The 12,775-nt window shown below is 33.3% G+C and carries 12 protein-coding genes; 11 read left to right on the forward strand and 1 reads right to left on the reverse strand.

Translation table 11 applies throughout. The features are described from left to right. Positions 1-92: 92 nt before the first annotated feature. The 9 genes from pgeF to ACKF5P_RS02945 all read left to right on the forward strand — a co-directional run bounded on the left by pgeF (position 93) and on the right by ACKF5P_RS02945 (position 8,887). On the forward strand, positions 93-839 hold the full coding sequence (pgeF, locus tag ACKF5P_RS02905) for a peptidoglycan editing factor PgeF (RefSeq protein ID WP_408956619.1): 747 nt from the start codon (positions 93-95) through the stop codon (positions 837-839). A gap of 38 nt (positions 840-877) precedes the next feature. Then, a complete protein-coding gene (locus tag ACKF5P_RS02910; protein WP_408955993.1) occupies positions 878-1,564 on the forward strand; it encodes a response regulator transcription factor in 687 nt (228 codons plus the stop codon). A 79-nt stretch (positions 1,565-1,643) separates the two neighbouring features. After that, positions 1,644-3,341, forward strand: a complete 1,698-nt coding sequence (locus ACKF5P_RS02915) for an ATP-binding protein (protein ID WP_408955994.1) — start codon at positions 1,644-1,646, stop codon at positions 3,339-3,341. Between the two features lie 127 nt (positions 3,342-3,468). Beyond that, positions 3,469-3,627, forward strand: a complete 159-nt coding sequence (locus tag ACKF5P_RS02920; RefSeq protein ID WP_408955995.1) for a hypothetical protein — start codon at positions 3,469-3,471, stop codon at positions 3,625-3,627. Positions 3,628-3,688: 61 nt separating this feature from the next. Beyond that, entirely contained in the window at positions 3,689-4,141 is a 453-nt protein-coding gene (locus ACKF5P_RS02925) for an OmpH family outer membrane protein (protein WP_408955996.1), read from the forward strand. 189 nt (positions 4,142-4,330) lie between these two features. Further along, positions 4,331-4,780 (forward strand): hypothetical protein, encoded by a 450-nt coding sequence (locus ACKF5P_RS02930; protein ID WP_408955997.1) that lies wholly within the window; start codon positions 4,331-4,333, stop codon positions 4,778-4,780. A gap of 193 nt (positions 4,781-4,973) precedes the next feature. Beyond that, the gene (gene putP, locus ACKF5P_RS02935) at positions 4,974-6,473 is read left to right on the forward strand and encodes a sodium/proline symporter PutP (RefSeq protein ID WP_408955998.1); all 1,500 of its coding nucleotides are present in this window, start codon (positions 4,974-4,976) and stop codon (positions 6,471-6,473) included. Positions 6,474-6,925: 452 nt separating this feature from the next. Continuing rightward, positions 6,926-8,278, forward strand: a complete 1,353-nt coding sequence (locus tag ACKF5P_RS02940; protein ID WP_408955999.1) for a sodium-dependent transporter — start codon at positions 6,926-6,928, stop codon at positions 8,276-8,278. A 318-nt stretch (positions 8,279-8,596) separates the two neighbouring features. Next, positions 8,597-8,887, forward strand: a complete 291-nt coding sequence (locus ACKF5P_RS02945; RefSeq protein WP_408956000.1) for a hypothetical protein — start codon at positions 8,597-8,599, stop codon at positions 8,885-8,887. Positions 8,888-9,033: 146 nt separating this feature from the next. On the opposite strand, the gene ACKF5P_RS02950 is transcribed toward ACKF5P_RS02945, so the two are convergent. Beyond that, entirely contained in the window at positions 9,034-10,641 is a 1,608-nt protein-coding gene (locus ACKF5P_RS02950) for a thiamine pyrophosphate-binding protein (protein WP_408956001.1), read from the reverse strand. Positions 10,642-10,788: 147 nt separating this feature from the next. Between ACKF5P_RS02950 and ACKF5P_RS02955 the strand changes: the two genes are divergently transcribed. Continuing rightward, on the forward strand, positions 10,789-12,030 hold the full coding sequence (locus tag ACKF5P_RS02955; protein ID WP_408956002.1) for an aspartate aminotransferase family protein: 1,242 nt from the start codon (positions 10,789-10,791) through the stop codon (positions 12,028-12,030). 15 nt (positions 12,031-12,045) lie between these two features. Next, the gene (locus ACKF5P_RS02960; RefSeq protein ID WP_408956003.1) at positions 12,046-12,498 is read left to right on the forward strand and encodes a type II toxin-antitoxin system RatA family toxin; all 453 of its coding nucleotides are present in this window, start codon (positions 12,046-12,048) and stop codon (positions 12,496-12,498) included. The last annotated feature ends 277 nt before the right edge of the window (positions 12,499-12,775 follow it).

The raw sequence follows: 12,775 nt of genomic DNA on the forward strand, positions 1-12,775 counted from the left end.
TAAATTGCAAGAAAGGATGAGCAGTTATTTTTAGATTACGAGAACAAGCTGGAATTAAATATTATGTTATTGAGGAATTTGAGAAGACAGGTCTGGTAAAGCATGCTTTTACAACAAGAGTTGGAGGGGTCAGTAGTGGTGATTATACTAGTTTGAATTTAGGACTGCATGTGGGAGATAATCAAGTGGATGTATTGGAAAATCGCAAACAGGTCTGTAAATTATTGGATTCAGATCACAAAAAGTTAGTAGCAGCTAAGCAGATGCATAATGATCGAATTAAGTTTGTGGAACAAGAGGATCAAGGGAAAGGGGCTTTAGATTATCGATCAGCACTGGATAATTTTGATGCTTTATTGACAGATCAACCACAAATACTATTGACATCTTATTATGCCGATTGTACTCCCATTTTAATTTTAGATTCCGTTCAGAAGGTCGTAGGCTTAGTCCATGCTGGATGGAAAGGAACGGTCAAGAAGGTTGCTCAACAGGCTGTTATGAGAATGATTGATAGTTATGAAAGTAAACCTGAAGATATCTTAGTTGGGATTGGCCCGGCAATAGGCAGTTGCTGTTATGAAGTAGATCAACAAGTAATAACTCCTTTGAGTAATGGTTTTGAGGAGTGGGAGCAATTAGTTGAAAAAAATGGTGATACAAGTTGGAAGCTAGATATAGCTTTAGCTAATAAAGTACAATTAAAGAAGATTGGGCTTCAAGAGAAGAATATTATAGCCAGTAACTTGTGTACTTTTTGCAATTCTGATTTGTTCTTTTCCTATCGTAAAGAAGGAGGGAAGACAGGTCGAATGGCTAGTTTAATTAAGTTAGTTTAGATTGAAATTAAAAGTAAATTAGAAAGGGCGGCTTAGTTATGCAAAAACAGAAAATATTAATTATAGATGATGATAAGAATATCTGTCAAATTTTAAAAGAGTATTTTGAATTTGAAAATTTTCAAGTTGCAATTGCTAATGATGGAGCTGAAGGGTTAAAAAAACTTGAGTCAGAAAAGCCAAGCTTGATTATACTGGATATTATGCTACCTAAGATGAATGGCTGGGAGGTTTGTCAAAAGTTAAGACCTCAAGATGATACTCCGATTATAATGTTAAGTGCTAAGACTGAAAAGACAGATCGAATTACAGGGTTAGAATTAGGTGCTGATGATTATGTAACCAAACCTTTCAGCCCTAAGGAAGTAGTAGCTAGGGCCAAAGCTATTTTAAGAAGGGCTGGTAGAGATGTAACAGATAATGATTTGTTACAATATCCTAAATTAGAGATAAACAAGGATTATAGAGTTGTTACCGTCGGTGCTGAGCAAGTAAGCTTAACACCTAAGGAGTTTGATTTATTATGGACCCTTGCTGTTGCTCCTCGGCAAGTTTTTCCTCGTGAAAAGTTATTAAAAAAGGTTTGGGGATATGATTATTTTGGTGATATTAGAACGGTTGATACCCATATAAAATCATTGCGTAAAAAACTAGGCAATGAAACTAGAGATTATATTAAAACTGTTTGGGGAGTGGGATATAAGTTTGAGGTGATGGAAGATTAAAAATAACACTTTATTTACTAGATTATTAATCCGTTTTTTGTTGATTTCTTTAATAATCATTGTAGTGTTAGGATTTTCTATGATTTATTTTTTTAGAAGTTTTTATTTTGAAAAGAGAGAAACAGAGATTATAAACAATAATAGAACAATGATGAACTTTATTTCTCAATCATTAGCTGATGATGATAGGATTGAAACTTTTAACTGGTTAAGGATTGTAGCAGAACTAAACTCAGGACAAGCATGGATTATAAATAAAGAAGGCTATTTATTATCCAGTTATCCTGCACTAACTGATAAAAAGGATAAGCGAATTAAATTTTTAGAATCTGAGGAAATTTTAGCTGGTAATATTGTTTCAAGTAGGGTTGAATCGGCTCATTTTGAAAGACCAATGTTGTTGATAGGAATGCCAGTTTATTATTCAGGGAATATAGAAGGAGCATTACTGCTCTTTACTTCAGTAGCTGGAATAAATTCAACTATTCGGCAAGTCCAAAAAATGATGTTATTCTCTTCTTTATTAGCAATCTTACTAGCAATGATAGTAGCTTATAGTTGGTCAAAGTCATTATCTGCTCCGCTACGGAAGTTGGGTAAAGTTGCTATTGAATTAAGTCAAGGTGCATTTGGGAAGACTGTTGAAGTTGATGCTGAAGGTGAGGTTGGTACTTTAGCTTATAGTATGAATTACTTGTCACAAAGACTAGAAGAAACAATTGATGATTTGAGAGAAGAACGTAATAAATTAAAATATATTTTAACAGGAATGAAAGAAGGTGTCTTGACTGTTAATCGACAGAAGAAAATAATTTTAATTAATCAATCTGCTATAAAGTTACTTGATCTTAAAAATAAGGCTAGAGTTGTTGAACAGCAGCTTGAAATTATAGAAAATGGCAAGATTGAAGAACTATTTAGAAATGCATTACATGATCAAGAACCTTATCGAGAGGAATTATTTTTAGGAAAAAAGAATAATCAAAAGAGAATTTTGATTCATGCTACGCCCATTTATATTAAGAAGAGTCAGTTGTGGGGGGTAGTAGGGTTGTTTCAGGATATTAGTCAAAGGTGGCGTTTTGAACAATTACAGAAGGACTTTGTAGCAAACGTATCTCATGAATTAAAAGCACCTCTTTCTTCAATTAAAGGTTCTAGTGAAATTTTATTAGACGGAATTATAGTTGACAAAGAGCAACAACAAAATTACTTACAAATCATTTTAAACGAAACTAACCGATTGGCCCAATTGGTAAATGAAATACTTGATTTAGCAGAAGCAGATAACAATGAGGTGAGTTTTAAGTTAGAAAAAGTAGCAGTTAAGCAACTATTAGAGCAGGTTCGTCTTGTCTTTAGGAAAGGTTTAAAACAGGAAGAAACATCTTTAACTATAATCAAACCAGAAGAAGAAGTTCATGTCTGGGCCAATGAAGAAAAGATCAAGCAAGTTTTATTAAATTTATTAAATAATGCTTATAAATTTTCTGATGATAAGCTTAGGATAACTCTAGGAGCAGTTAAAGTTGATTCAAACAAGGTTAAATTTTGGGTTGAAGATGAGGGGATTGGAATTCCACAAGGTGAGTTAGAGAATGTTTGGGAAAGATTCTATAAAGTAGATAAGGCTCGTACTCCAGATGAAGGAGGGAGTGGTTTAGGATTAGCCATAGTGAAAGAGATAATTAATCAGCACCAGGGAGAGATTTTTGTTGAGAGTGATTTAGGAATAGGTTCTACATTTGGGTTTTATTTATTAGAATATACTGATTAATTCTTTTTTATTATTTTTCAAGTTTTTCTCACAACTTTCTCACAAACAGCCTATATACTTATAATTGAAATCGTGATTTGCGATTGGATAGAATATATTTTTAAAATTAAATTAGGAGGGATTAGTCATGTTTGGGAAAAAAGGAATTGCATTAGTTTTAGTAGCGGTATTTAGTTTTGTGTTGATTGGTTGTGGTGCTCCCCCTGAAGAAGTTGAAGGTGAAGAAGAGCCGGTTGAACCAGGGGTGGAAGAAGAATTTGAGGGGTTTGAAGATGATTTAGATTAATCTGTAAATTGACAGAAATTCAAGTTAATAAGAAGGAAAATCTTTGAGGAGGTAATAAATTTTGTCTAAACAAAGAATATTAATCGGAGCATTAGTCTTACTTTTAGCTGTAGGAAGTATAATGATTAACCTTTCTAGCGAGGTCAGGGCAGAAGCAAATAAAATTGGTTATCTTAATTTAGAAGAAGTTTATGAAGTACATCCTGAAGTAGTAAAAGCAAATCAATCATTAGAAAAGGAAGCACAAGCATTGCAAAATGAGTTTCAACAAAAAATGAGTCAGTTAGATCCTGAAGAAGATCAGGAGCAGATGCAACAAATTCAACAGCAGTTTCAGCAACAATTTACTCAACTTCAACAAGGTGAGATGGAAGAGATAGAACGTAAGATACAGCCAGATCTTGATCAAGTTCGTCAAGAATTGGGCTTAGATTTAATTGTAAATCAAGAAGTGGTAGTTAATGGTGGTCAAGATGTAACGGAAGAAGTAAAAGAGTATTTTGAAAATCTATAAGAATATAAGTATTTAGTAAAGCATTAAGGGAGGGTTATAACCCTCCCTTAATGCTTTTTACTTGTTAAATTATGGTTAAGTTTTTGACTTTAATTTAGGTTTCTGTTATAATTGAAATTAAAGTTTAATATTTCAAAAAGAGATTTATTATCTTTAAGTGATAAGATTTTAGGGGGAGGAAGTGTAAAGTTGGAGATTAAAAGAAAGATTATTGGAGGTTTAGCTGTAGTCTTAATTGTTGCTGGATTGATTGTTTTACCATTGCAAACAGTAGAAGCAACAGGGAATGATATTGGTTATGTAAGTGAAGAAGTTTATGAAGTACATCCTGAAGTTGTTAAATTTCAACAAGACATGCAACAACAGATTCAAGCTTATGAACAACAGTTTATGGAAGAAATAAGTGGGCTAGATCAACAAGAGGATATGCAAGAGATTCAGCAGATTCAACAACAGGTTGAACAACAGATTCAGATTGAACAAGCAGAAAAGCAAGAAAAGTTGTTTGAAAAGGTAGAGGCTGATTTGGAAAACGTAAGAGAAGAATTAGGTTTGGATATTATCTTACATGAGCAAGTAGTTATCAGTGGAGGGCAAGATGTGACTGAAGAAGTAAAAGATTATTTTGAAAATATGTAAATTAATAATAAATCAAATGGGATCGTCAGTTGATACTGACGATCTTTTTCTTTTTATGTTGCTTTTAATTATTCTTTAAAGTTGCTAAGCAGCAAGCTTGCTCTTATCTTTTAATAATTATGAACCTATTTGAATAAAAAGAGCAAATGTGATATTATGAGGAGAAATATTGAGTAGGAGAGGAGTTAAAAGTATGGTTCAAACAGAAGCTTTGATGACGTTTGTTGTTTATTTTTTATTATTAATGGGTCTGGGGGTTTATTTTTATAAACAGACTACTGATTTGGAAGATTATTTACTTGGTGGTAGAGAGATGGGGAGTTGGGTTACTGCTTTATCAGCACAAGCGAGTGATATGAGTGGTTGGTTATTGATGGGCTTGCCTGGAGCTGTTTATTTAGGTGGAATGGCTGAAGCTTGGATAGCAATTGGATTGTTACTAGGAACCTTTTTCAATTGGAAATTAGTTCCTGCAAGATTGAGGCTTTATACTCAAGAGACTGATACTATGACATTACCGTCTTTTTTTGAAGAGAGGTTTAAAGACCCTACTGGGATGTTAAGAACTATAACTGCAATAATAATTTTATTCTTTTTTACGATTTATTCTTCTTCTGGGTTAGTTGCAGCGGGAAGGCTGTTTGAAGCTATGTTTAATATTGATTATACTACAGCAGTATTAATCGGCTCTGGAGTAGTTATTTTATATACATTTTTAGGCGGATTTCTAGCAGTTAGTTGGACAGATTTCTTTCAAGGGATATTGATGTTTTGTGCAATTATAATTGTTCCAATTCTTGCTTATAACTTTGTAGGTGGAACAACTATTATTATAGAAACAATGGAAGTTAGGGAGATTTCTAAGTATTTAATCCCTAGAGAGGAAGGTATACCTTTATTAGCCATACTCTCAGCTTTAGCTTGGGGGTTAGGTTATTTTGGACAACCTCATATCTTGGCTCGATTTATGGGAGTTAAGTCTGTTGAAGAATTACCAAAAGCAATGACAATAGCAATGATTTGGGTTGTTATTTCTTTACTTGGAGCAGTAATAATCGGTTTAATTTCAATTCCTATGTTTGAAGGTTTGGCAGAAGGAACACATGAAAAAGTCTTTATTTATATGATTGAAAAATTGTTCAGTCCGTGGTTTGGTGGAATATTATTAGCTGCAATTTTATCAGCGATTATGTCTACTATTGATTCTCAATTATTGGTTTCATCTTCTGCATTGACGGAGGATTTATATAAAAAGTTAATCAATAAGGAGGCTTCAAGGCAAGAGTTGGTGTGGACAGGACGGATTAGTGTAGTTATTATTTCAATAATTGCTTTATTTTTAGCTTTAAATCCTGAAAATACAGTTTTAGGGTTGGTAGCATATGCATGGGGTGGATTTGGAGCTGCTTTTGGCCCAGTAGTTTTATTTGCTCTCTTTTCTAGGCAAACAACTTGGAAATCTGTTTTAATTGGAATGATTACAGGAACAGTAGTGTTGGTTATTTGGAAAGAAGTGGGGTTAGATGGGGTATTGTATGAAATTGTACCTGGTTTTATTGTTAATTCAGGAATGATCTATCTGTCAAACTTATTTATCAATCAAGATAATGAAATTATTCTTGAAGAATATGATAAGATTGTAGAGAAAATTGAAGCTAAAAAGATTGATCCTAAAGAGGCTATTAATTCTTAAAAGTAGCTGTATAATAACTTAATTTAGCAACGTGTTTGTTTAATTAGTTAAAGAACTTGACATTAACTGTATAAAGATTTATAATTATCATAAATATAATATAATCCGACACAAAAAGCAGAAAATAGTCACATTTTTACTGCAATATGATTAATTTAGCAAATAATTTAGAAAGATAGCTAATTTAGCTAATATAATAAATGTGCTAGCATTAAAGGTCTTCTTTAACATTTAGGTGTAAGTGCAATATTGATCATATTACTTTAGGGTTTAAAAGGTTAGGAGAGCTAGATATCTTAAAATTTTATTTTGAATAGATAATATTAATTTACTTTTTGTAGGTTAATTATAATATATTATTCTAATACTTTTGTTACTTAGAAAGAAGCTGAGTAATAGTGAGAAATGAGTAGGTTCAAAATTAATTTTAATTTAAGTGAGGAGTGAGAAGGATGAATAATGATTTGCAGGAAAGAGAGAATTGGACATCAAAACTTGGATTTATTTTGGCAGCTGCTGGTTCAGCAGTTGGTTTAGGTAACATTTGGCGTTTTCCTTATGTTACAGGAGAAAATGGTGGTGCGGCTTTTTTATTGATCTATCTTATCGCTATTATTTTAATAGGTTATCCAGTAATGGTTGCGGAGATGTCTTTAGGGCGTAAGACAGAAAAAAACCCAGTTGGTGCTTTTAAAAATTTGGCCCCAGACACACCTTGGTGGTTAGTAGGAGCGTTGGGTGTATTTACAGGGTTTGTAATTTTAAGTTATTATTCAGTAATTGCTGGTTGGTCAATGGCTTATATTGTACAAGCAGCAAATGGATTTACTAGTGAGATGGATTTTGCAGGTTTATTTGGAGGTCATATTAGTAGTGTTGGTGAACCGCTTTTATGGCATGCTACTTTTATGGGAATAACTATTGGTATTATTAGTGCTGGAGTTGTAAAAGGAATTCAGAAAGCAGTGAAGATTTTAATGCCTATTTTATTTATCTTGTTAGTAGCACTGGTCTTTCGTTCTGTATCATTAGAGGGGGCAGGAGAAGGTTTAGCATTTTATTTAGCACCTGATTTTAGTCAACTTACTTGGTATAGTCTCAATGAAGCAATTGCTCAGGCATTCTTTACATTAAGTCTTGGTATGGGTGCTATGATTACTTATGGCAGTTACTTATCTAAAGATGATAATATCAGTGATAGTGCTGGGTATGTACTTGGGCTTGATACATTAATTGCAGTTTTATCTGGATTTGCTATTTTTCCTGCTGTATTTGCTTTAGGATTAAGTCCAGATGCTGGACCAGGTTTAACTTTTATTACTTTACCAGCAGTCTTTGCTGAAATGCCGCTAGGTACTCTATTTGGGTTCTTGTTTTTTGTATTACTAACAATTGCTGCTATAACTTCAGCTATTTCTTTGCTCGAGGTTGTTGTAGCATATATGGTTGATGAACATGAATGGGAACGTAAGAAGGCTGCTCAAGTAGTAGGAATTGTTATCTTTTTAGTAGGGATTCCACCATTACTTGGGTATAGTGCATTATCTGATTTTCAATTTTTAGGAATGGATATTTTAGATACTTATGATTGGTTTGCTAATGCTATCTTTTTGCCATTAGGTGGATTATTAACAGCTATTTTTGCTGGTTATGTTTGGGGAGCGAGAAATACTGCTGATGAAGCAAATAAGGCAGAAGGTGTATTAAGTGTAGGTAATTTATTTGGAGTATTAATTAAGTATGTAGTACCAGTTGCTATTGGTACAATTATGGTTGTTGGAATCTGGCAGACTTTGGCTGGTTAATTAAATTAATTAGTTTTAAAAATAGATTTAATTTTACCCTTCTCTCATTTGGGAGAAGGGTTTTTATATGTATGAGTAATTAATTAGTTAAGTTAAGTCGAATTAGTTATGTTAGTTAAAAGCATTATATTGATTATATTTACATTATTCGATATAATGCAAGTGTAATGTATATATATTATTAAAAAGGTCAAGGAGCTAAGGTGATTGAGTATCTAAATAGTTTTAATATTCAAATAACAAGAAAAATGTTTTAGAAATTAGTAGAGTTTAATTTTTATAGGATTGATTATTAAATAATAAGTAGGTGATGGTAATATGGTAAGGTTGAAGGTTTGTGAGATTATGTATGAAGACATAGATGGAAATATAATAGTTGAAATGGTATTAAAGCCATTAACTTTTTGGAGTGGTTGGACAGAAGAAGAGATAAGAAAACTTAATTTTTTAAGGCATCAATTAGGTACTCCAGGAGAGCAAGGAGGAACTTGCAAATGGAGTATTCAAAATTATCTTTCAGCTCAAAAGTTAAGTTTAAAAATGGATCAAGAGATTTCAATTGCAAAATTATATGAGCTAGTACAAGAAAAAGCAGTGAGTAAAAATTAACTATAAATCAAAAAGAAATATTTTTAGTTTAAGATTATAAGAATTTTAGTACTGGTTTCTTTATTATGTTAGAAGTGATGTTATATGAATTTAATTGTTTTTATTTTCAGATTTAAATTGAGTTGCCTAATGGCAACTCAATTATTTTACAATTTAGTTCCAGCTGGAATTGGAGTAGCAGTTGGAACATCTATAAGCAATGGTTCATCTAGGTCTTTATTGTCTAACAAGATTTCTTTGAGTTGTTGAGGGTTTTCTACTCTAATGCTTTTTACACCGCATGCTTTTGCTAACTTAACAAAATCAGGATTATTAAGTTTTACTTCAGTAGGTGATAATTTTGCAGTTACCATCTTGTTATTTTCCATTGCTAACATACCATTATTTAGAATTATGATTCTGACAGGAAGGTTATATTTATTTGCGGTTAGAATTTCACCTAAAAACATTGAAATCCCTCCATCACCAATGATAGAAGTTACTGGCTTATTGGGACTGTTAATTTTAGCTGCTAAAGCGGCCGGTAAGCTGAATCCCATTGTTCTCCAAGTGCCTGACAAGAGAACTTCTTGACAACGATTACCAAAAAATTTACCAAACCAAATTGTATTATCTCCAGAATCGACAGAGATAATCTCATCTGGACAAGCTTGTTCACTGACCACTCTAATTACTGCTTGGGGTGGAAGTGGATATCCTTCTTGATGGCTTTTTGTGTCTAACCTTTCAAACCAAGTTGTTCTTGCTTCATTTATTTGGTTGGCCCAGTCTTGGTTTTCAAATTTTGTGAGTTGATTGAGTAATAGTTGAAGTGATTTTTTTATTTCGCCTACAACGCCTACTTTAATAGGATGATTCATTCCAATATTTTCTTTGCAGAGATCGAATTGAATTACTTTAGGTTTCCTAGGAACATAATCCATTGGCCACCAAGTTGCTCCTAAAGTAATTATTAGATCAGCTTTTTGTAATATTTGAGCAGCTTCTGGACTGCCTGCATGCCCCAATCCACCTAATGATTGTGGAATATCATATTCAATAATTCCGGTAGCAGGTAAAGTATTGATCAAACCTGCTCCAGTTTTAGAGGCAAGCTTTATTAATTCTTCCCGACAATTTCTAGCTCCTCTCCCATAAAGAATAACCGGTTGATTTGCTTGGTTAATCAATTGGCTGGCTTGTTTGATTGTATTTTGTTCAGATCTTTCTTTTTGATCTAAGTGAGGGGGGTATTCTCTAGGTTTAGCATTAGTTTGTTGATCCCATAAATCCATAGGGAGGACCAATTGGCTTACCCCTCCTTTGGTGATAGCTAAGGACATTGCTTTAATTAATAAATCTACAATTGATTCTGGATTACTTACTATATCTGAAAAGACGGTCAATGGTCTAATTAATTCTAATTGATCTAGATATTGTTTATAATTGGTACCTATGTTGTGGGTGGGAACTTGTCCAGTTAAAAGTAAGACTGGAGTTTTATCAACAGAAGCATCTGCAATACCGTTGATAATATTTGCTGTCCCAGGACCACTATGGGAAACACAAACAGCTAGTTCTCCTGTCAGTTTAGCTTCGGCTGAGGCCATAAATCCAGCAGTGGCTTCATGTTTAGTTGTATATAAATTTAATTCCGAACTTTCTAATTCTGCAAATAATTTTAAGATTGTATCTCCAGCATAACTATAGACGTTTTGGACTTTAAATTTTCTCAACTGTTCGATTAAGACTTGGCTTACTTTTTTTTGTGTCATGATTGACCTCCTTCTAAAGGTATAATACCTAGTTTGTTTGGATGTTATTCATTCAGTTAGATTAAGTTTTAGTCTAACCTTAATTGGTATATTTTTTGATAATAAATTCCATACTAGTTAATACTAGATGTTAGAGGAGGTAATTGTATGGAAGACTTAGCTAAGACTACAAGGGGTAATTATGAAGAGTATGTTAACTCTGGATTGACTAGACTACTTAAGTTTATGGGGTTAGATAAAGTTGAATGGGAAGCAGAAGCTTTAACTGTTAAGGATATAAATGGAGATGAATATCTGGACTGCTTAGGTGGTTATGGAACTTTTATTTTAGGCCATAAACCACCCAAGGTTGTTGAGGCCGTTAAGGAGCAGTTGGATTTAATGCCACTTTCTTCTAAAATATTGCTTAATCAACCCTTAGCCCAGTTAGCTGAAGAGTTGGCCCGAATTACTCCTGGAGATTTAAAATATTCTTTTATCTGTAATAGTGGAACAGAAGCAGTGGAGGGTGCTTTGAAGTTGGCTAGATTGGTAACTGGAAGATCAAAAATAATTACTACTGAAAATTCATTTCATGGAAAATCGTATGGAGCATTAAGTGTTACTGGAAGGGAAGTTTTTAGGAAACCGTTTGAGCCATTATTATCTGAGGTTGAATTTGTTCCTTTTGGAGATATTAATAGTTTAGAAGAGGAGATTGATTATGAGACAGCAGCAGTAATTATTGAACCGATTCAAGGAGAAGGTGGGATTATTCTACCCCCTGAAGATTACTTGCCCCAAGTAAGAGAGCTATGTGATAAGTATGAAACATTATTGATTTTAGATGAAATTCAGACTGGGTTAGGAAGGACAGGGGAGATGTTTGCCTGTCAACATTATGAAGTTACCCCTGATATTTTAACTCTTGCTAAAGCGTTAGGTGGTGGGGTAATGCCGGTAGGAGCTGTTATTGCTAGTGCTGAGTTATGGGAGGTTTTTAATCAGAACCCTTTTTTACATACATCTACTTTTGGAGGGAATCAATTAGCTTGTAGAGCAGCTTTAGCTACATTAAAGGAGATACAGAATAGAAATCTAGTCAGCTCTACTCAAAAACTAGGGGATTATTTATTAGATAATCTAAAGGAGCTAGCAATAAAGTATTCTAGTGTTATACAAGAAGTAAGAGGGAAAGGGTTAATGGTTGGAGTTGAATTTAAAGATGAATCATATGGTGGAGTATTGATTTCTGAGTTGGTTAAAGAAGGGGTTTTAGCAGCTTATACTTTAAACCAGCAAAGAGTAGTTCGGTTAGAGCCACCTTTGATTGTAACAAAAAGACAGCTAGATTCAGTATTAAGAAAGTTTGATAAAGCTTTAAGTAAAGTAATTGAGTTAGCCAGTTAAAGAAAGGAGAAGGTTATGCCACAAGTAGAAGAGAGCATATTTATTCAAGGGGATATTGAACAAGCTTATCAGTTAGCTAAGGATATGGAGTCATACCCAGAATTTATGCCTAATGTGATTAATATTAATGTTGTAAAGCAATGTGAAAATGAGACTATTACTAGTTGGGTTACTGAGATTGATGGAAAAAGAATCTGTTGGAAGGAACGGGATATCTTTAACGATGCGGAATATGAGATAATTTATCAGCAATTGAGTGGTGATCTTAAGGAGTTTAATGGAAAGTGGAAATTAGAGTCTTCTTCTCAAGGGGTCAAAATCAGTTTGACAGTTAATTTTGAATTTGGAATTCCGATGTTATCATCTTTGCTTAATCCGCTTTTAAAGAAAAAGGTTGCTAGTAATAGCCAAAGTATGTTGAGAGCAATTAAGGAACAAATTGAGAGTGAAAGTAGACAATGTTCTTGATTTAAAGGAGTTAGGTAAATAGGAAGAAGAGTCTTTAGCAAGGATATGTAAAAGTTAATTACAATATTATGGCACAAAAGTGCCACATAGCTGTCAGCGGTCAGCAAATGGTCTTTGTTACGAAGAGTCTTGATTTTTAGACTCGTAGGGTCAGCTATCAGTTAAGATCATTTAAAATCAATAAAAATTAAAACATCTAGAAACCATTATATTTCCTGGGGTGAGATGGTTTTACTTGTTGGGGTTTAATAGGTTTTGATTGGGCTGACGACTCATG

It is taken from the genome of Natroniella sp. ANB-PHB2, assembly GCF_046097105.1.
Taxonomy (GTDB): Bacteria; Bacillota; Halanaerobiia; order Halobacteroidales; family Halobacteroidaceae; genus Natroniella.

Coding starts and splice junctions, on each gene's coding strand:
- ACKF5P_RS02920 (WP_408955995.1), top strand. CDS start 3,469: ATGTTTGGGAAAAAAGGAATTGCATTAGTTTTAGTAGCGGTATTTAGT.
- ACKF5P_RS02915 (WP_408955994.1), top strand. CDS start 1,644: ATGATTTATTTTTTTAGAAGTTTTTATTTTGAAAAGAGAGAAACAGAG.
- ACKF5P_RS02945 (WP_408956000.1), top strand. CDS start 8,597: ATGGTAAGGTTGAAGGTTTGTGAGATTATGTATGAAGACATAGATGGA.
- ACKF5P_RS02960 (WP_408956003.1), top strand. CDS start 12,046: ATGCCACAAGTAGAAGAGAGCATATTTATTCAAGGGGATATTGAACAA.
- ACKF5P_RS02910 (WP_408955993.1), top strand. CDS start 878: ATGCAAAAACAGAAAATATTAATTATAGATGATGATAAGAATATCTGT.
- ACKF5P_RS02940 (WP_408955999.1), top strand. CDS start 6,926: ATGAATAATGATTTGCAGGAAAGAGAGAATTGGACATCAAAACTTGGA.
- ACKF5P_RS02950 (WP_408956001.1), bottom strand. CDS start 10,641: ATGACACAAAAAAAAGTAAGCCAAGTCTTAATCGAACAGTTGAGAAAA.
- ACKF5P_RS02955 (WP_408956002.1), top strand. CDS start 10,789: ATGGAAGACTTAGCTAAGACTACAAGGGGTAATTATGAAGAGTATGTT.
- putP (WP_408955998.1), top strand. CDS start 4,974: ATGGTTCAAACAGAAGCTTTGATGACGTTTGTTGTTTATTTTTTATTA.